The sequence below is a fragment of the Gracilibacillus thailandensis genome, from assembly GCF_010994055.1.
GTDB lineage: Bacteria > Bacillota > Bacilli > Bacillales > Amphibacillaceae > Gracilibacillus > Gracilibacillus lacisalsi.
This window is the reverse complement of record NZ_WJID01000031.1, coordinates 21,635-42,867: the sequence shown is the minus strand read 5'-3', so window position 1 is coordinate 42,867 and position 21,233 is coordinate 21,635. Positions and strand designations below refer to the sequence as shown.

The window sequence follows — 21,233 nt, the reverse complement described above, 5'->3', positions numbered from 1 at the left end:
ATATAATAGTCATTAATGCCTAGATAGATAATCCTATTAACCTGATGACTCAATCTTATAAACAATTATTCCAAAACCTTTATGCAGTAATGCTGACATCTTCCTTTAACCTCTGAAGATAAAAGTTTTCAACCTCAGTTCTTTTACCAAGAAGGTATTCTTCTAGATTGATCTCATTAATCTGACAAATACCATTCCATTATTTTTTCCCCTCCATCACTCGATAATTTCAAATGAATCACGAATTCCCATATAATCATATAACTGTAGTTGTAGTTGCTTTTTCTCTTCCTCTAACTGCTGTAACCTCTCTTGAATATTACTTTTCATGTCATGAAATCCCTCAACAATTTCCATTTGTGCTTCGATTTCTGGTACTGGTATTTTTATATCCTCAAGATCTTTAGGGTTTATCGTTAAGATATTCGTACCTATCTGCTTACTTGTAAGCATGTATTGACCGACTGGACTTTCTAGATACTCTTTGAGAAAATATGGATCTAATTGATTGTTGCACCTAATCCCCAAGAAATTATGAGACAAAATAATATTCTCTTCGACATGTGGTACCACAGCTATCTTTATACTTGTCCCTCGGTTCGAAATAATGACATCTCCACGTTGTACGAGATACATTTCCACTTTTGATTTGCGTTTTAAAGTAACCTGCGTTAGTTCCTCGAGATTAATTTCGCCATCTTTCACATCTGAAAGTTTTATGATTTTATATTCTCCAACCCCTTCTTCTACTGATTTAGAAGAAACATTTAAGCCTCTGTATATGGACTCTGTTAAATTGGATAGAGATTTGTTATTAGGTTGATTTTTAATTTTGTCTTGTGAAACTTTTACCTTCCCAAACGTATTGACTTCAATTTCACCATCTTCCAAGTAACGTTTACACAACAGATCTGCATCCTCAATCTTATTTGTCTTAACAAATTTACTGAAACCTTTTATTTGAGTTCCTTTTTTATACGCATTAACAACCTTATTGATATTTTCATGATTCAAAAGTTTTCTTCTTCTGTTTAATTGTTTAAATTCTTCTTCTGCATTTATAAATAATATTTTGCCTTGACGTTCAATAGGCTTATTTTTATTTAAGACAAGTAAATTCGTCTGAATGGCAGTTTCAGCATAAATATTCTCTGGTAATGCGATTACTGCTTCAATAACATCAGCAGAAATCATGTTTTGCCGAATTGTTCCTTCAACTCCTTTTCTAAACAATGTGCCATTAGTTACAACAAATATTGCCTTTCCGTTTTGATTTAATGACGACAATCCATGCATAATAAATGCCATATCTGCACTTCTTCTTGGTGGTTTACCATAAATAAAACGATTAAACGGGTCATTTATTAACTTTTCATAATCAGTAATGTTCATTGAAAATGGAAAATCCATCATAACTCGATCAAATTTCGCTATATTCTTACCCTCAACAAATGCTGGTTTAAGGAGTGTATCTCCTAACCGAAGGTCGGCATTTTCTACACCATGAAAAAGTAAATTAAACTTTGCCGCCGCCCAATTGTTATAATTCACTTCTTGCCCGAACAGTTGGATGTTCCCATTAGTTTCTCTTGCATACTTTTGTGCTTCTACAGTCGTCGCACCGACACCCGCAGCACCATCATAAAAAGTGCCTGATTGTGGTTGTAATAATGCAATCCCTAATTGATTGACACTTTCTGGTGAATAATGTGCACCACCTTTTTTACCTTCGTTTTCATATAGATTGTTAAACAATTTTTCCATTAAGTCAGCCCATTCATTATTAGTAAACTTCATATTATTCACTTGAAGTAAGAAGTTAAATAACACTTTCTGACTTAACTCTTTTGACGGAAAGATATCATACACACCCTTTAATTCCGGATATTCGTCTTCAACAATTTTAAATGCATGTACTAAACTCCCCACCAGGTTATCTTCATGTTTTAATACGTTACTAACCGTAGCTTCTTCAGGAATCTTTTGATTGTTTTTAAGAAACTGCAGACTATAAATGGGAATAGCTACATTTTTCATTTTTTCTAGTGGTAAATCTCCACGCAATATATCTAATTGATTAAATAACACGTTATCCTCCATATGTTTAACATCCCCTCTACATAAAGTTAGTTATTAAATTACTAACCTTAATTAAGTTAAATATAAACTATTTCAAATAACAAGTCAACACTTTTGTTGATAATTTGATTACTAACTTTTTTGTGCGTTGTTTGCAATTAATTCTTTATTAAAAGTTAGGATCGACTTTAAATTAATCATAATCTATTCTTCATAAAGGAGCTATGTTAGTAGCTTGAATAAAAGAAAAGGAAATCAATTTGGGATAGCGGGCCCCCCTAAACACTAATTTGCCCTATGTTTGAGAACAGTTCAACGATAAATTGGCAAATTATATTGTTTTGCTTATCCATTCCCCTGCAACTGCCTAAACAACTTCTCAACCGTCCCAATCCCCACTCGATCATACTTCGCCAAAATCAATAATTCTTGCGGTAATTGCCCAACATATTCGATGCCATCCTCTTTCATTTGACGCAAAAAGTTAGGGAATCCCACAAAATATTCTTCTGTTAATGGAATAGCCGCAAGTCGCTCTGTAATGATAATATACTCCGCTCGAAAGAATAAAAACAACTCACCTGGTCGTTCTTTCACTATTTTTCGACGAGTCCGTTCCTGTTCTATAAATATAGCAAGATCATCAAACATTGCTTGTTCATTCGTTTCATTAAATCGCTTCACATGTGAAGAAATCCCATCTAATTTTAATGGCAGTTCACTCATGATTCTAGCTTGTTGAGCACCGCCTAAGGCAATCATAAATCGTTCTGAATTTTCAAAACGTTGTGGTAACAAAAAAGCATCCCTTAAAAAGTAAGGAATATCCATTGATTTATCTTTGTAAGATATCGTGCGGACAATCGTTTCTCCAGGTAAATGAACTGGTTCATCGTCTATATTGGAGGGATTTTCTTCTTCATCCATTTCCGTTAATGCTTGAAAACGATCCACTAGGCGATCTTTTAATTCTTTTAACCTAAATTCCAATTCTTGAATATCATAATTGTTATCACTTTCAATGGCAGGTTCTTGGTATGCAGGCACCTTTATAGTTGGAGAACCATAGACTTCCACAAACCATTTGATCACAATATAAAGCGATTCCCAAGCCATTAATGCTTCTAAAAATCGAAATGGTCGCGTTTGGTGCGACGCTTCGTTGCCTAACTTCCTTACTTGATGCAATGCCGTTAACTGTTCTTCTGTCACTAAGGCATTTGCTTTCAATAAATACAATCTATCTTTTAGCCCTTCGCATCCTAAATCAGAAATGTTTTCTATCTGTAATACTCTTTGCACAACACCTTCCACAAAAACACGTGAATGTGTCAGCATTGTTCTTGGGCTAGTAAAAACACTATTCTCTAATTCTCTTGCAATCGAAGCTAGTTCAGTAGATACTTCGTTTAGAAAGTGATAGTAATATTGATTTTGGACTTTATTCATGTAGAACATCCTTTTTTGCCATAGATTTGTTTAATTTTAATTATCGATCTTATACAAAAAGATATATCAAGGATAACTTCGATCACTCAATATATCTTTTAGATCAGTTAATGCTTCAAAATCTAGCTTTTTAGGAAAACAACTTGAATGCTATTTTTTGTACACTTTAAAAGAGATGACATTATCCCCTAATCCCTTCTTCCTATTCATTACAAAATCAAGCTCCTTAATAATCGCGTTATCCTTAGATAAAATGACATTATTAATACCTTCATAATTTGCCGTTTCATCTAAAAACTGATTGAAAGCTGGATCATCATAATCAGGGAATGCTAATTGATAATAAATCGTTAATCGCATAATTTCAGTATCTTGGACGATTTTAGTAGGTCCTGTTTCCACTGCTCTTAATGAATTAAACAAAACTCTTTCCTTTGTCTGTTTATTTTCCAAAACACCTAGACCAATTTTTACCGCCTTCTCGATATCAATTTCGTGATTCGAGATACGATAAATATTTACTTCTCCTTCTGGCACTATACTCTCATGAATGTTTTTGACATTCGCTTTAGGTTTTCCATCAGAATAATCAATTTCCCCAGAAGTCTTAATTTCAACAGAAGATATTACGTCAAATTCATTTTCTACCTCGTCTTGCGTCAACGTAACATAATTCAAATTGTTCATATAATATTCTCCCTTCTTTTTGCACACTATAACTAGCAGTAAGAAGAATGAAAAATATACGTTACATCATAAAAAAATAAAGATTATGGAAAAACATAAAACGAAATAGTAATATATTAATAAAATTATACCGCATCAATCGACCTATTCCAATCATATAAGCACTATTTTCGGAATATCTTTATAGTATTTGTAGAAAAATGGCTCATGATTTTGATTATAATAAAAGGAAAACACGACAGGTACTGTGTTTTCCTTTTACATCTATTCAACAATATCAGCTAGAATTGCCGGTATCGTAATGTCATAAGGCATTTACTATATTTCCACATCAAATACAAATGGTTCTATTTCTAACTCCCAGTTATCTGAATAACCTTCGGAATGAAATTTAAGAGAAGTTGTTTCTTGATCGATGGCTGGGAAGGTAATGACACCTTCTGATTCTACGTCAGCTAGGATATCTGATTGAACTTCAGGCAGACCAGATTCATAGTTGAACTCTGGCTCTAATTGCTGGTTGTCTACGATAAGCTTTGTTGAATGAGCAAAATACGAGATAGAATCATTCGTATTATTTGAGACTTTTACGTATACTCTCGTCTGATTTTCAGCTAGTTCTATTTTTTGTAACGTTACAAGATAACCTTGTTGGTCAATTTCTTGTCCGACTTCCACAGTTTCTATGGTTGGAGAAACGGCTGTGATATAATCAACCACTTCAACTGAATTTGCTTCGATCATGGGTGCTGCAATAGAACCACCTACCAGATTTTCACCGTCAAATTGATCGCGAACAATTCCTTTTACTGTAATATAATCTTCAGATTCTACAGCTAGATCTGGATCAGCTATAAATATAATCGTATTTTGCTCGTAATTAATTGGATCTGCATAAGCCTGTAAATAAGTACCGTCTGCATCTCTTTCGGGCTTGGTAAAAACTTGTGCTGTATATTCTACTTCATAATCTTGATATGAGCTTGGATCGGAATACATTTTGTCGAAATCTTCTTCAGCTACTACACCTTTTGTGTTTTCTTCTTTAGTTGACTTATCTTCCTCTGTTTTTACGTCACTTTCCTCATTTCCATTGGCTGACTCTGATGTTGTTGTCCCAGTTTCCTCACAAGCTATTAGCAACATAGAAACCGCGATTAAAACAAATAAATATTTTTTCATCGATATCGCTCTCCTTCATTTTTTTACTACTTCATCATAAAAAGTGAAGCGGATCCTTTCTTGCTCACTAGCTTAATCTTATCGGTTATATAGGTAATATAACTGTCAGTTGGAACACTTTTTTAAATACATTCTAAGTTTAATATGGAGAAGATAATTTGCCATCTCTGCTCAATAGTCATTCAGCTAGAATAATCGTAAATCTTTAAACGTAAGTATTTCGTGCGCCAATAAATGTAACAGTATGTTATAAAGTCTTTTATGTATATTGTTCATTATTCGAATTTTTGTTCTTCAGTGTTATTCCACAAATGATCAAGGAGAAGTTACTTTGATTATAAGGAGAGATTTAAAGGACGGTAGATTGAATAATTTGCAATAAAATAACCGATCAGCAAGATGAAAAATATCATTACAAGATTGTTTTGAAATATTTTTTTCTTTTTCATGTGCTTAACTTCTTTTATATCCCAATGCTTTTCACTGATACTATTCAACCCAGCTAAAAAATACATAAGCAAGATTTTTCATAATCAGTCAAATACATGAATAAATTGAATAACCCGCAGCGATAACTACGAGTTAAAGAAAGGCATAATCAGAATTTATTTTTTTCAGAAATTATGCTCACCAAGAAAATGTAAGACACCTGCTCCGAATACTAGAATCGAATATAATGTGAGGAAAAATATTTCCAACTTTACCTCTCCACTGTTCATTCATAGTTTTTATACGGTCTAGGGTGAAATTTACCTCAAACTTTTGACAATTCATCCAAAAATGCTGGTTTTTTAGGGTATCTATCTTCTAATTCTTTGATAATAACATTAGCTCTTTCTGGACCACATACTTTTCTAAACGTTTTTATTACCTTACACACATTGCGGTAAGCGCTTCTATTCGAGGACCTTTCAGCCATTGAATGAATATGCTGTTTAAATATCTCGGTTACACGTTGTGGATACTGCTCTATTAGATGAGGATACAGATGTTCAATTTCGATTGGGGAATTCTCACAATATGTTAGTAATTTATCTGTTAGCCCTTCTTCTATTAAGATACGAACATAGATAGTACCTCTCAATCTGGTTTGTGACAAATTGTCGGTGATATACTCTAAAACTTGCGACCATTCTTCCTGATTGTATAACTGCTTTAATATTAGAAAATAGTCATAATTGCCCTCTAGCAATAGGGACATGCCTAGTGATTTTTGCTTCGTTTCATCTTGTAATGCTTTATATGCCTGAAAACGGTAGTGCTGCCACTTATGTACCAGACCTAGAGATTGCTTATCTTTTTTCTCGCCATCCAAGCATAGTTCTATTACTTTGTCATAGCTTGCCTGATTAAAATTATCTTGGATCACACGTTCTCTGAATTCAGAAGAATCTATGTTTTTTTCCAAAAACATATTTCGTTTTTCTGCTGTCTCGAATTGTTCAATTAATTCCAACTGAATCAGTTTTATTTGTTTACGATCATAAGAAGCACTCCACCGGTCACTATTTGATTCAGCTAAGATTTGTTCAAGCTCTTCTTCTAACATTTTTCGGCATTCGATACTATCACAGAATGAAACGCAAAACTCGAGTAAAGCAAATCGCCATTCACTCCATCCTTTATAACTATTCTTTCTTGAAGCATCTATCAGTTGTTGTACAATATCTATTTTTTCTAGATCGTTTAGATGATCGACTCCTTCTAATATCGCAGTATCGATTTTATCAAGTGCCTCGTCAACAACCATACCGACTTCTCCACCAGAATCATCGCAATATTGTAGCAGATCAATCATTTCGGTCAAGATTAATTCACCGAGAAGCACTGCTATTTTGGTTTCCTGATTAGCAATGCTTTCTTCCATTTTTTCTATTACTAGCTCTGCACCTTTTACAGCAAGACTGGCATTGCGCCAATTAACAAATCCACCTTCCTCTGCCATTTCAATATATTGCTGAATTAATTCCTTTGCTCCTGCTATGCCATTCTTTTTAGGTCCATATTTAAGACGCAGCTCTTGTTCCATTACAGGGTTATCGGTAGCGTATTCCACTAATAGTTGCATTAATTCTTTTTTTGTCAAGGTTTGTAAAAGCTCATGTAATGTTGGTTCTTCCCGATCAACGTCAGAATTTCTATTTCGTAAAGCAAAAAACACAGCTGTTTCATGTTTGCATATATCACCAAAATCATAGGGACAATCACAACTTGAATAAAGAATATTTCCCGGTTCATCGAGAGTTACCTGTACATGATAATCCTCTGAACCATTGACAATTGCATGAAAATGTCCTGGCTGAATCTCATTTATGTTATTTACAAGTTCCCATTCATAGTAATCTTCGCCTCGAGATACTATGATCTCATTTATATATTGTTCAAAATTGTTCACATTCAATGATATACCTCCTATTCCACATAGTCGATCTGCTCTTTTTCACAAAAATCAATGGCTATTTGTTTGTAACAAACATTTTGGAATGTAAACCATTCATCACTGACACCAAGTGTGATAATCTGATCCTTGAATCTGCTAAATGCTCCTCTTCCACGGATAGCATTTAGCAAAGCTGATTGTATCGATTCATCTTCCTGACTAAAACAAAATTGTTCCATCATGTCATACTCATCTATTTCAGATTGTGATGGAAGTGAAGCATATTTATCTTCATATTCCAACATATCGATGGCAGTATTAACCTCTTGTTGTTCCCAATCAGCAAGATGATCAAAATCATCTCCATCTTCTGCCGTTCTTAATGCACTCCTTGAAACGAATACAACTTCACTTGTTTCTTTATTTAAAAATGAATTAAATTCTTCTGATTGCATCTCCATTCCATCTATAATCGCACTTAATTTTACCTTTGGACTCATTTTAGTCGCTCCTTTCCTATTATGAAACACTTAATAAAAGGGGCACTAGCCCATAACTGACAACAGCCCCATTAAAGTATGATAGATTTACTGTGCAAATACCAAACTTAAATGGCGATGTAATTGAAGATAATACCTCTTGATGCAATCTAGCAGGTGCTGCTTGTAAGTAATATACACCAGCAATAATCTCGATTCGTTCATCCTCAAGCCATGACAAATAATCAGCATACATAAATATACGTCCTTTAGTTGGTAATGACAATCCAAATCATTTATGTTTATTATATCATCTGATGATCAGCAAGTTAAAAGGTTTTAAAAGCAAATCCTAGTTTAAAGAATACCTTTATTTTTGATGATTATTGCTTCCCATACCCACGAAAAAAGAATACCAATCACACGATGTAATTTGGTATTCCTTTTCATAAGTTAGTCTCCATTTGGACTTCCAAAAATTAGAGAAGTCTATTTCAACAGTCCATTAAAAAGTATCTAATTGATCTAGATTATTTGCTTTAATACCATCAGGTTCACTACGGATAATGTCTCTACCATATTTATGAAAAACATCGACGTGCTCCAATTTTCCTGCTTTTGCTTCATCAATTGCGGTCACGTAGTCTAACTCTCTGCCGCTATTCGTTTTAAATGCAATAATATCGCCATCATCATTTTTTCGAACAGCAACAATTTGTTCTTTTCCATCCTCTCCAGATGCTGAGACTTCCTGCTGAGCTTGTTCCTCACCCTGTTGTTTATAATCTTGGTATATCTTCTCAAATTCTTGATTATCCATATTCTATACCTCCTAAACATACATGTAGTTTGTAACGAAGGCGAAATTTTTATGTGTGATCACTCCCCAGCTTATGGAGGCACATAATCGATTTAATTTATCACAAAATAATGGTACAAGTTGACGTATATAGTAATCAAGATTACTCTGAATAAAGACATACGAATTGAAGCAATAAAAGGAGCATTAATAATGAATAAAACACAATCATTAAATGAAGTATTACCTGACCTGAAACCGTTTCTTCAAACCGCTTGGGATAAATCCGGGTTCGAAAAGCTAACAGCCATTCAACTGCATACGGCCCGTTTTATAATCGACGGAAAAGATATCATTGCTGAGTCACCAACAGGCAGCGGTAAAACGCTAGCTTACCTTTTACCACTTATGCAACAAATCGACCCAACTCAAAGAAATACGCAAGTTGTCATCTTAGCCTCATCCCATGAACTAGTGATGCAAATAAAACAAGAAGTTCAGAAGTGGTCAAGGGATAGTGGAATTGGAAGTGCAACACTGATTGGAGGAGCAAACGTAAAGCGACAATTTGAAAAATTGAAAAAGAAACCGCAAATCGTAATTGGAACACCAGGAAGAATCAACGAACTAATTAACCAGAAAAAATTAAAGATGCATCAAGTAAAAACGATTGTATTGGATGAAGCAGATCAACTGTTAATCCCCGAACATATAGCTACTATCGAAAAAATTGTGAAAAGTACCTTAAGTGATCGACAAATGCTTGTCTTTTCGGCAACGCTACCTGAGACAGTACAATCAAAGGCAGAAGAACTAATGAACAGTCCTGAAGTAATTCGAGTAGGTAAAGAAGAGGATGATCGACCAAATGTGGAGTATATGTATCTTGTTTGTGAAGCGAGAGATAAGATTGAATCTCTAAGAAGGCTCCTACGTAATCATGACATGAAAGCACTGGTATTCGTCAAAGATATTACAACGCTTTCGGTACTGGCAGAAAAACTAGATTATATGGGCATCCATGCAGGAGTTTTACATAGTGACTCCAAAAAGCAAGAACGAGCTAAAGCAATTAAAGAATTTCGCGAAGGAAAATCTGAACTACTACTAGCTTCAGATGTTGCTGCAAGAGGTTTAGATATCCCTGATATAACCCATGTTATTCATATGGACTTGCCTAAAGAGACAACACAATTTGTTCATCGCTCCGGAAGAACTGGACGGTTGGGATCTAACTCAGGAACCGTTATAGCGATTGTCACCGAGAGTGAGGAGCGACAACTGCAGAAATTTAGTCGCCAGTTGGATCTGACTGTTTCAAAGAAAAGTCTGTTTAAAGGGAAATTTGTTGATTCAGAGTAGATCACATTTTCTTGCAATGCTGTTTGTCACTACCCGAAAAAGGTCAAAATCGACAAAATTCATGTAGTGACAGGCACCAGAAGAAATGAGACTTGACATTGTACCATATTTTGGCGTATTGTAATATTTAAATTAAATACCATAAATTTCTTATCAAGAGAGGTGGAGGGACTGGCCCTTTGAAACCTCGGCAACGGACTATCTGTAAGTACCGTGCCAATTCCAGAAGTGATACGCTTGAAGATAAGAAGGGAGACAGATTGTAGTTGACATTTTGCCCCTTTTCTTATTTAGAAAAGGGGTTTTTGGTTTTTCAAAAAGATAAAATATACAAATAGAATTCATGGTAAGCGTCCTAAGCGTTTTAGCATGTGAAGGAGGAGGAAGAATGACGATAGAAGGCAACCAACTAGAATTGATAGACGCTTTGCAAAAACTAAAAAGTAAGAAATGGATTGACTTAACACACACATTTGGGCCTAGTTCCCCACATTTTTCCGCATTACCAAATGCTGAGATTGACCCATTATTTACGCATAAAGATGGTTTTTTTGTTCAACAATTTTCCTTTCCAGGGCAATATGGAACACATATAGATGCACCTATTCATTTTGTACCGAATCAGCGTTGGCTAGAAGAATTAGATTTAAAAGAGTTAGTGTTACCTCTTGTTGTGATTGATAAATCTAAAGAAGCAGCAGAAAATCATGACTATACCGTAACAGTCGATGATATTAAATTGTTTGAAGAAGAGTATGGACAAATAGAAGAAGGAACATTTGTAGCATTAAGAACAGATTGGAGCAAACGTTGGCCAGATGTTGAGAAATTCGAGAATAAGGATAACGAGGGGAATCCACATGCACCTGGCTGGCGATTAGATGCATTGAAATATCTCTTCCAAGAGAGACAAGTGAAAGCCATTGGTCACGAAACGTTTGATACAGATTCTGCGAAGGATGCAAGAGCAAACGGATCGCTAATTGGCGAATATTATGTACTGGAGCAAGATACATACCAAGTAGAATTATTAACAAATTTAGATAAACTGCCCCCAAAAGGCAGTATCATATTTAATATAGTAGCAAAACCAGAAAAGGCAACTGGGTTTCCAGTGCGCTCTTTTGCAATAATACCTTAAGAAAAAAATAGAGAGGATTGATTAATTATGACAAAAACATTTATTAAAGCACCCTTTAAAGCAGACCATGTGGGGAGTTTATTACGACCAGAAAGCTTAAAAAAAGCAAATGAGAATTTCCAAGCAGGTAAGATATCCTATGATGAGTTACGTGCAGTACAAACAAATGAGATTAAGAGAATTGTAGATAAGCAGATTGAAGTGGGGCTAGAACTAGTAACAGATGGTGAATTTCGTCGTGGATGGTGGCATCTTGATTTTATCGAACACTTGAATGGATTTGAAGGATATGTTCCAGAAAAAGGACTTCAGTTCCACGGTCTGGAGACAGAACCATATGATGTACGAAACATTGGGAAAGTTTCCTTTAATGCAGATCATCCATTCATTAAAGATTTCATTGAATTTAAAGAAATTGTTGGAGACCGTGCAGTAGCGAAACAAACGATACCAAGTCCTAACCAACTGTTCCATGCAGGTATTCGTAATCCAGACATATACCCGAAATTAGAAGATTATACACAAGATGTGATCGATACATACCGTGATGTAGTGAAAGCATTCTATGATGCAGGCTGTCGTTATCTGCAATTTGATGATGTATATATTGCTGGATTAAACGCAGAGCAATTATTTGCTTTTGAGAACTTATCGAGACAAGAACTAATTGATTTATCGTTACATGTTGTCAATAGTGTATTAGAGGATAAACCAGAAGACTTAATTATTACAACACACCTTTGCAGAGGTAACTATCGTTCGACATGGGCATTTGAAGGAAGCTATGCACATATCGCACCGACACTGTTTGCTAAAGAAAAAGTAGATGGTTTCTTCTTAGAATATGATGATGATCGTTCAGGTGACTTCCAACCATTACGTCATATTGCAAAGGAAGACGGACCACGTGTTGTATTAGGATTATTTACATCAAAATTCGGCGAACTCGAGGACAAAGAATTAATTAAAGCACGTGTAGAAGAAGCGAGTCAATTTGTATCGAAAGACAAAATTTGCTTAAGCCCACAATGTGGATTTGCTTCTACGCATCACGGAAATATTTTAACAGAAGAAGAACAATGGAATAAATTAGCGTATGTAGTGAAACTTTCGAAAGAATTACTCGGACAGTAATAAGTATCTTTAATAATAGAATCCCCAAGTGCTCGTTTCGATACAGGTGCTTGGGGATTTTTATTTGCAATTATTTGTTTACTATAGAAAAATTGAAAAATAAATCCTTCGTCAGTCTGACTTTGCAATTTCTACTCTTTTGGCTGGATAGTTGGAATTAGTCTATGTCTAATATTGTTGATTTATATTTTAAGAATCGCAAAGAATGCTTTTAAAACAAGAGATCATTATGGAAGATTATTAGTGATTGGCGGTGCTGCTCTAGTCGTTGCGACGCTCTTTTTCTATGTGTCCAAGCAATAACAATTGACCTTAGCAACTATGACAAAAATAATGACAACGCTTACACAATATGACATTATTCTCAAATTATTCGTGCTATACTTATACTTGTCTTAGGGACATTCTAGAACGATTTAACATCTTAAGATCCCCAACGACTTATATCAAACTGGGGGTGATTAAGTTAGTTTTCTTTTTTTGCAGGCGATAGTCATGTCGTCAAATTGTAATGAAAGGGAAAAAAACAAGGAATTAGAGAGGAGAGGATTGGTAGGTAATGCGTAAAATAATATCAGTGGTGGCTTTCTTAGTTTACTTCATTATGGTATCAGAAATGGTATACAACTTACCCCAGGCTAAGGCGGCGGAGACAGAGCCGGAACCAAACATCACGTGGAGGCAGGTCGACCCTGCTGATGTCAAGATTGGTAGAAGCTATCTCATCGTGTCCGAGCACGGCGCGCTTACTAACGCTCAAGCGACAATCAACACACCAGGCGACGTCACCGGCGACACTCAGGTTGGCATGGTGTCCAAGCCCGTGACGATTGAAGACGGCTTGATCACATCCGAAGTGACGGACGACATGATCTGGCAGTTTGGCCTTGGCGCAAACACTGCGGCGGCATCCGGCGGTCTTGGTGAAGGCCCGGGCTACTATTTATTGAACAACGCTCCCGGCACAGGCGGTGGCACGGAACCCCTGAGAAGGGAATCCAGCTTCAATGCACAGCATGCGCCCCTCAACACGACCGGCGCAGCCAGCAACGGCAACCAGCAGAGCCTGTTGCTGCATGTACTGGATGAAGAAGAAGGCACAGTGTCCCTGTACAATTGGGGCGGGAACAACCAGTGGAACTTTGCCCTGACGAGTACGAAAGACGGCTTCACTGCAAAGAGCAAGGAAGCGAGCACTACGAGCGCGGCTCAACTGCTTGAGCAGATGCAAGAGTCACCGTCATTGCGTCTGTATGAACCGAACGTGAACGTTGGCGTTCAGCACTACGTCATGACGTCATCCGGCGAGAATGGCAGTATAAGTCCGTCCTCCCTGGCAGGCCATGTTTGGGTAAACGATGGCGAAGACGTGACCTTCACGTTCAACCCCGCGTTCGGGTTTGAAGTGGATAAGGTTACGGTTAACGACGAAGAAGTGGCTGTTACAGACAACACATACACAATAAAGAACGTTACCGCAAGCGACACAAGCATCCACGTGACATTCAAGCCTGCTTCAAACGCAACGGATTTACCGTTCACAGTGTATAACGACATATTCTCTGTCGGCAACGTCACTACAGCGGTCATCATCGACCTTGGCGAAGGCAACGCGGCAAACCTTACCGACCTGAGCGCCGACATGTTTACGGCTGCCGCCAGGAACACGAGGCTTGATGGCTCGACCGTGATTTTCGACGGCATGCGCAATATCACCAGAGTATATGTAAACAATGATCCCGAGCCGCTTGGCTATATATCGCCTGCACCAGGATCCGACGACCTCGTAACAGATATGCCCGAGAGCGGACGCTACATCATCGTTGAATTTGAGTTTTGGAATGCCAATGGCTATACATCCGGCGCAATGGTTTCTGGCAACTTGCAAAACGCATTCTCGGCGATGCTCAATTACCGCGTCAACGTGGATCGTGAGATCAAGCTGACAGACGGCACTACCATAATCCCGAGATTCACTCAAGCAGAGGTAGTAAACCCGGCGCTCGACAAGTTTGTTCCTGATAAAACGAACCCGGATGGAACAGGCAACATGGACATCCTGATTTCGATCGACGAATCCTGGGAAGACCTCGGTCCTCTCCCGCTGTTCATCTACAACCATGGCGGCGGCCGCGGCGGCCCTTCGGGGGACTACTTCGCGCCCGTGCAAACTGCGAACGGCGCAGCTGTGCTTTCCAAGCACCAACTGGAGAACCCGGGCAAGTACAACGCACACATCATAGCTACGCAGAACCACTCAAACAATCAGGACAACAATGAGGCTCTTATGGCATACGTGGAGAAACTGGCCGCTGAGGGAAAGGTGGATATGAGCCGTATCTACATGTCCGGCTTCTCTATGGGGAGTATGTACACAATCGGTTTCTATAACCGCAATCCTGAGTTCCTCGCGGCAATCGTTCCGCTTGCAGGAGGCTCCTTACCAACCGTAGAACAGCTTACCGCGAATCCCGAGCTCACAAAAACTGCCATATGGGCGCATACACATAAGGATGATGGTGCTGGTAATGCTTGGACAAACTATTTCTCAACAGGCGCTGGAGCTAGTGGCTTATATTCAGAAGCTAACGTGACGGTTCTGGAAACCAACCAGGCATTTAATTTTCCATACTTCGGCTTTGACTGGACACCGCACGAAACCGAAGCCCAAGTGTTCAGTAACCTTATCGGTCAATCAAACGCAAGCTTCAGGTATGGCCCAGGCCATGAAGAATACGCAGATAAGAATATCTTTGATTGGATGTTCGCACAGTTCAGGGCCGAAAACAGGATTGACGACCTTGAAGAGATTGTTGCAGACCTTGATATTGTTGGTGGCAACAGGAATGCTCTGATGGTAAAACTAAATCAGGCAGAAAGATTTCTGTTGGATGAGAAACATGACAAACCTGAACAAGCCATCAATATGCTAAACGCCTTTATCAAACAGGTCAATGCTTTTGTTAATTCAGGCAAACTGACTGAAGAGCAGGCAATAGAGATGATTTTCGCAGCAGAAGAGACGATCAGATATATAAATAATCTATGATAGACATACAAGGATCCTTTAAGAGGTGATAATCAAATAGGCCGCATAAAATATCTTAAGATTTTATGTGGTCTATTCTTTTGATTCAAACAGGTGTACCATTTAGTGGGAGTGTCGTTCTCCCAAAAGAAAACAAGACTTCTACTGATAAGAAGCCTTGTTTCGATAAAAATATATATTTGGATGAATATACAAGCTACTGTTTACTTAAACTACCACGATACTCTTTTGGTGTCATACCAGTCATTTTCTTAAAAAAGCGTGTGAACGAATGTGCAGTGTGATACCCCACTTTTTCACTTACCTCCCGAACTTTTAAATCACTATGGCTTAGGAGTTCACGAGCCTTTCTAATTCTACAACGATCAATATATTCCGATAAGTTAATTCCTTGTTCTTGTTTAAAAAAATAGGATAGATACGATGGATTAAAATAATGAATTTCCGCTAGTCTCACTAAAGATAAATCTTCATCTAAATGGTTCTCAATATACTGACAAATTCCTTCAATAACTTGTGAGGCCCGATCTTGACCATCTGCTTTTTTCAAGGCAAATAATTGATTCGCTACCTTTTCTAAGTAGTTAAAACTACTTGTTAAGGACGTATGCTCATCTATTTTAAAAGTTTTATCAAGATCATCCATTCGATTTTGTAATTGATTTTGACTTATGTCAACATATAGAACAAGTGCAACAGAGTAATAAACTTTTGTCATTTGGTGATAGCTGTCTTTTTGTACTGACTTTATTAGTTCATAGAATTCTTCAAAAAATTCCTCTCTTCGATTCGCGGACAAGTGGGCCGTCAGTAAATCCATTTTTGGGATTGGATTTAAAGTCTCTACTGTTTCCGCTTGATTAGGTTGTTCCTTAATAATACTTGGATATTTGCTGTCTAGTTTCAGTTGTTGTAATTGCCGTAAATATTCATACTTTTCTGATACAGATTGCCAATCAACTGGTCCATTACTCATTGTAAATTGAAGCGTTAGATCCATTATTTGCAAACAATCATCCTGAATCATTTCTAAATTTCCTTCTAAATAGTCCAGTAAATGTTGTGGTGTAAAAGGTTTATCTTCTTTCATTTGTATAAACCAAACGAGATCACCGTAACGGTCCATAATACTGAGACTCTTTAGTTGTGAGGAAAATTTCTGTTCCCAATAAGATCGGACATAATGTAAAATGTTAGTTTGTTTTGTATAGGTTGTATTCTTTGGATACGTTAAATTTCCAAGGACTAAGTAGACTTGCTCACTTGTTTTTAGCGGAATGTTTAAATGATGAAATTCGACTTCAAGATTACTAAAGTCTCGAACACTTACATTACTTTTTTGAATGAGGTGTCTCATAAAATCACTTTGTGCCATCATTTCATACGCATGTTTTTCTTGATCTGTTAACTCTGGCAATTGACTTTTTAAGGAGGATTGTTTCAGCTCCATTAAAATTTCTTTTACTGTTTCCACTACTTTCGCATAACCTTCTGTTTTTAATAAATATTTTACATCGTTCATCTGAATCGCTTGATATACGTAATCAAAATAATCATATCCTGTTAGAAAAATCACCCTACAATGTGGCCATAAGGATTGCACGCGTTCGATTAATTCTAATCCTGATAAGCCAGGCATAGAGATATCTGTAAGAATAATATCAATTCGTGTACGCGACATCCAATCAAGCGCTTCTTTACCTGAGTATGCTTTATAAACATCTAAATGTTCTGGCATTAATCGACTGAAGACATCATAAAGACCATCCGTTATAAGTTCTTCATCATCTACTATGAGTAAGCGATACATGTTTATAGTCCTCCTTACATACAAGTCGAACCTTTACTTTCAATCCGCCTAGGTCACTTTGTGATAAATATAAGCCACTGCCACTTGCAAAGCTAAGGACCAATCGGCGATGAATATTTATTAAACCCGTTATTTCACGCACCTTATTAGGGTTTTTAATTCGCTCTTCTAACTTTTCTATCTCTTCTTTAGTAAGTTTTTCACCGTTATCTTCGATGATGATATCTACTTTATTTTCCATGCTTGTAAATGTGACACTTAAAATTCCTGCTTCTGTTTTATCTTCCAAACTATACTTATAAGCATTCTCAATAATCGGTTGAACAATTAATTTAGGCACTTTGATCTGGTTTAATTCTTCTGGCAATTCCTGAAATTCAACTTTGATTCGGCGAGAAAAGCGCATATTTTGAATTTCTGTATACATACGAGCATGTTTAACTTCATTTCTTAATTCAATGGTATTCTCATCAGTACGTGTAATAAATTTATAATATTCACCAAGCATTTGGGTGAATTGTTCTAGACGGGGGATATCTTCTGTTTGAGCTAATGAATTTAAAATAAAAAAACTGTTATATAAGAAGTGCGGATTAATCTGCGATTGTAATTGTTTTAATTCTGCTTTTTGTACCATTAAGGTTTGTTTATAATTTCGATCAATTAATACTTTTAATCTACCAATCATTTTATTAAATCGATTATACAAATAGCCAAATTCACCTTCGTTATTGTGTTTAATTGGTTGATTTAAATCACCTTTTTCTATTCGTCTAAATGCATCTACTAAGACAACTAAAGGACGATGAACAAGTCGATAAGTGCTATATGCATAAATAATGATGGCAAAAATAACGAATAGTCCAAATAACCAAACCCAATTTCTAAAAATACCTAATGGGCGCTCCACCTCTTCTTCAGGCAAATAACTAATGACCGTAAAGTTACGCATTTCGTCGTACGCTTGATTAAATTGGTATTTTTCATCTCCAATTGTTAACATTCGCTTATTTTCTTGTTCATTTAAATCCATAGTAGTTAAATATTCTATTAGAATATCCTCTGAGGCTTCTGAGGACTGCCACAATAGATCCTCTTCATTTGACAGTAAGAAAAATCCATTATTCTCATATAAATTGATAGAATCAAGTGAATTTTCTAATTTATTTTTATCAAGCATAATCTCAACAAAGAAGAAAGGCAGCCCATCCGTGTCTCTGTTCATGTTGCCAACAATTAGCCTTAAAGAATCATCTATCACATTTATAAGATAGGTATCTTCCATCAATTTAGAATAAATGGAAGTATAATAATCAGCATTATAATTCTGGACATGCCCTAAAGCAGAAACAGATCGGTCAATTGAACGGATATGAATGAAAATATCTTCAATATACGCACTCGTAGTTTTAATCGTCATTAAACGATCAAACAAGTATTGCATACTTTCTTTTTTTTCCACGTTATTCATTATGTCCCATGTCAAAGCGACAGTCTGTAACTCATTATCTTGTAATAAATTATATTGTTGTGTTTCCATCCATGTCAGCTCTCGATTTAAGTTCTCCAAATATACCTTCAATTGACTTTCTGTATGTCGGGAAATTTCTTCGCTTGCATAATTATAGCTCCATATATAAAGATAGATTCCTAAAATAATAATAGGAAGAATAACAATATGGTACATCGTTATTAATCGGGTAAATAAATGTTTCCTAAATGATTGAAATGTTCCTCCTACCATCTTGCATGCACCTCGTATTTGTCAAAAAAGCTATTATTAGTCTTTTCGGTATATGTTATTTATTTCTTCTGTCATAATATTGCCGCCAACTTCTTTCCAGTCATTCACAAAGCTATCAAACTCACTAGTCGGATTTCCTAATATTATATTTTGATAATAATCCAATTGGCGGTTCATTAAGATAGTATCCATTTCAATCATCTTTTCAGTTGGCGGTGATATAAATGTATCAAATAAAATTTGATCATTTTTCAAAAACTTATCCAGAATCGAGTAAGCACCATCTGAAGAATATGTTTTATACCAACCCCAGCCAGTTTTTTCATCTTCATTTAGATAGGCTTCTATTCTTTCATGAATAGCTTTTGATTCCCCATAGAGATTGCTATCATTCCCTGTCTGTCTTGCATATTCTAAATCTCGATATGCTTCTAAATTTTTCAATACTGGATACGGTGTTACAGGTGAAAACTGCCAAACTGGATAAGGGGTGCTATAATAATACTCATAATCAGCAGTTTCTCCCCAATTCTTTTCTAAATGCAAATTAATCAATTTCACAATGGCTTCGGGATATTCAAAATCTGCTCGAACTACCCAGAAATAATCTACTTGGTGACTAATTGGCATTTTAGGCGGCTCATCTGTTGCTGACACAATCGGAAAGGCTTGCCAATCTGCTTTTGGATTTGTATTTAGACTATCCTCTACAAAGAAAGAGGCCCATTGCTCTCCGAATAGCATTCCGATTTCACCATTTTTCACTTGTTCTTTAATTTTATTACCGTCCTTAAACATGAATTCACTATCAATCTGACCGTCATGATACATATCTTGTAGTACACTTAGAGCTTCTTTTACTTCGGGCTGTATCCCCCCGTATACTAATTGACCATCTTTCGTTTCTAACCAAGTTGTGGGATATGCTTGGAAGCCTGCCATAAAACCAGTTAAACCACCAATGTTATTCCATAAATAATTAGTAACGGCTAAACCATACGTATCATCTTCTCCATTTTGGTCTGGATCATCATGTGTAAACGCTTTCGAAATAACCAATAAATCCTCCATTGTTTTCGGTGGATCTAAATCTAAATTTTCTAACCAATCTGTACGAATCCAAATATACTGCATGGTATCAAGGTCAGATATAACTTCTGGAATCCCCATTAATTTTTCATCCATCCTAGCCGCTTCAAACGGATCAATACTTTCTTGGCTCATAACATATTTGGTGAAAGGTGTAGCATAAGATTCAAAAACAGTCGTCAAATCTTGGATTAATCCTGCATTCGCTAATTGTCTCATCTGTACTGCATCAACCTTCACTACATCCGATAATTTACCAGAAGCAATCTCATTTGCTAACCTTTGATAGTAAAAAGGACTTTCTACAATCCATTCGTATTGTATTTCAATACCTAGCATGTCGTTATAAAGCCTTGTCCAACGATTATCACTTAATGTTTCGCCTGGAAACTGATCTTCTAGACCCCTAACATTATCACTTATCTCACCAACTATTTTTAGAACAATTGGTTCTTCGTAACGGTTTAAACCCTTATGCTGGTAAACAGTTTCTTCCTGCGTATTAGTAGTATCTGATTCTTCATTATTTGATTCTTCCGGATTACAACCTATTAAAAAACAACCTATTAAACATGTGACCAACCCCCATAACTTTAAATGCTTTTTCATTTGTAAACCGCATGCCTCCCCAAAGTAAATTTAATGACATACTTACCAATACATTTACGGTTTTTCTCCCGTTCATTAAAAAGCTAATAAAAACGCAAGAGGATAATAGATATAGATACATCCATAATATGTTATCGAACTATAAAACTTGTATACTTAAGATACTAATAAGAAAAGAAAATAACACTTCTTCCATTATAACAAATGAATAAGAAGTGTATTTACTTATTTTCTATCTCT

Annotated in this window: 16 protein-coding genes and 1 riboswitch; of the genes, 5 read left to right on the top strand and 11 right to left on the bottom strand. The window is 36.3% G+C overall.

Going from position 1 to position 21,233, the window contains the following annotated elements; translation table 11 throughout:
* Positions 1–216: 216 nt before the first annotated feature.
* From GH715_RS10715 to GH715_RS10680, 8 genes are all read right to left on the bottom strand, one after another.
* Positions 217–2,100, bottom strand: a complete 1,884-nt coding sequence (locus GH715_RS10715; RefSeq protein WP_153835315.1) for an N-6 DNA methylase — start codon at positions 2,098–2,100, stop codon at positions 217–219.
* Positions 2,101–2,424: 324 nt separating this feature from the next.
* Positions 2,425–3,528 (bottom strand): DUF4145 domain-containing protein, encoded by a 1,104-nt coding sequence (locus GH715_RS10710; protein WP_153835316.1) that lies wholly within the window; start codon positions 3,526–3,528, stop codon positions 2,425–2,427.
* Between the two features lie 150 nt (positions 3,529–3,678).
* Entirely contained in the window at positions 3,679–4,215 is a 537-nt protein-coding gene (locus GH715_RS10705; protein WP_153835317.1) for a hypothetical protein, read from the bottom strand.
* A 318-nt stretch (positions 4,216–4,533) separates the two neighbouring features.
* Positions 4,534–5,397: a DUF4352 domain-containing protein gene (locus tag GH715_RS10700; RefSeq protein ID WP_153835318.1), complete on the bottom strand. Its 864-nt coding sequence runs from the start codon at positions 5,395–5,397 to the stop codon at positions 4,534–4,536.
* 754 nt (positions 5,398–6,151) lie between these two features.
* Positions 6,152–7,798 (bottom strand): SWIM zinc finger family protein, encoded by a 1,647-nt coding sequence (locus tag GH715_RS10695; RefSeq protein WP_153835319.1) that lies wholly within the window; start codon positions 7,796–7,798, stop codon positions 6,152–6,154.
* 11 nt (positions 7,799–7,809) lie between these two features.
* Positions 7,810–8,277 (bottom strand): UPF0158 family protein, encoded by a 468-nt coding sequence (locus GH715_RS10690; RefSeq protein WP_153835320.1) that lies wholly within the window; start codon positions 8,275–8,277, stop codon positions 7,810–7,812.
* A gap of 19 nt (positions 8,278–8,296) precedes the next feature.
* Positions 8,297–8,512 carry a hypothetical protein gene (locus GH715_RS10685; protein WP_153835321.1) on the bottom strand — a complete coding sequence of 72 codons (216 nt, stop codon included), beginning with the start codon at positions 8,510–8,512 and terminating at the stop codon, positions 8,297–8,299.
* Between the two features lie 249 nt (positions 8,513–8,761).
* Positions 8,762–9,076: a DUF3892 domain-containing protein gene (locus GH715_RS10680; RefSeq protein ID WP_153835322.1), complete on the bottom strand. Its 315-nt coding sequence runs from the start codon at positions 9,074–9,076 to the stop codon at positions 8,762–8,764.
* Positions 9,077–9,268: 192 nt separating this feature from the next.
* On the opposite strand from GH715_RS10680, the gene GH715_RS10675 reads away from it, so the two are divergent.
* From GH715_RS10675 to GH715_RS10655, 5 genes are all read left to right on the top strand, one after another.
* Positions 9,269–10,417, top strand: coding sequence for a DEAD/DEAH box helicase (locus GH715_RS10675; protein WP_153835323.1), 1,149 nt, complete (start codon positions 9,269–9,271; stop codon positions 10,415–10,417).
* A gap of 147 nt (positions 10,418–10,564) precedes the next feature.
* A riboswitch (SAM riboswitch) is annotated at positions 10,565–10,667 on the top strand.
* A 138-nt stretch (positions 10,668–10,805) separates the two neighbouring features.
* Complete coding sequence (locus tag GH715_RS10670; protein WP_153835324.1) at positions 10,806–11,558, top strand: cyclase family protein; 753 nt, start codon at positions 10,806–10,808, stop codon at positions 11,556–11,558.
* A gap of 27 nt (positions 11,559–11,585) precedes the next feature.
* Positions 11,586–12,692, top strand: a complete 1,107-nt coding sequence (locus tag GH715_RS10665; RefSeq protein WP_153835325.1) for a 5-methyltetrahydropteroyltriglutamate--homocysteine S-methyltransferase — start codon at positions 11,586–11,588, stop codon at positions 12,690–12,692.
* Positions 12,693–12,869: 177 nt separating this feature from the next.
* Positions 12,870–12,995, top strand: a complete 126-nt coding sequence (locus tag GH715_RS21780; protein WP_276208109.1) for a hypothetical protein — start codon at positions 12,870–12,872, stop codon at positions 12,993–12,995.
* 256 nt (positions 12,996–13,251) lie between these two features.
* A complete protein-coding gene (locus GH715_RS10655; RefSeq protein WP_228760289.1) occupies positions 13,252–15,741 on the top strand; it encodes an FIMAH domain-containing protein in 2,490 nt (829 codons plus the stop codon).
* A gap of 196 nt (positions 15,742–15,937) precedes the next feature.
* On the opposite strand, the gene GH715_RS10650 is transcribed toward GH715_RS10655, so the two are convergent.
* Genes GH715_RS10650 through GH715_RS10640 form a run of 3 tightly spaced genes read right to left on the bottom strand, consistent with a single transcriptional unit; the run spans position 15,938 to position 20,993 of the window.
* The gene (locus GH715_RS10650) at positions 15,938–17,551 is read right to left on the bottom strand and encodes a response regulator transcription factor (RefSeq protein WP_153835326.1); all 1,614 of its coding nucleotides are present in this window, start codon (positions 17,549–17,551) and stop codon (positions 15,938–15,940) included.
* The gene (locus tag GH715_RS10645) at positions 17,526–19,295 is read right to left on the bottom strand and encodes a sensor histidine kinase (RefSeq protein WP_153835327.1); all 1,770 of its coding nucleotides are present in this window, start codon (positions 19,293–19,295) and stop codon (positions 17,526–17,528) included. The genes GH715_RS10650 and GH715_RS10645 overlap by 26 nt, the downstream gene beginning before the upstream one ends.
* A gap of 36 nt (positions 19,296–19,331) precedes the next feature.
* Positions 19,332–20,993 carry an extracellular solute-binding protein gene (locus tag GH715_RS10640; RefSeq protein WP_153835328.1) on the bottom strand — a complete coding sequence of 554 codons (1,662 nt, stop codon included), beginning with the start codon at positions 20,991–20,993 and terminating at the stop codon, positions 19,332–19,334.
* Between the last annotated feature and the right edge of the window lie 240 nt (positions 20,994–21,233).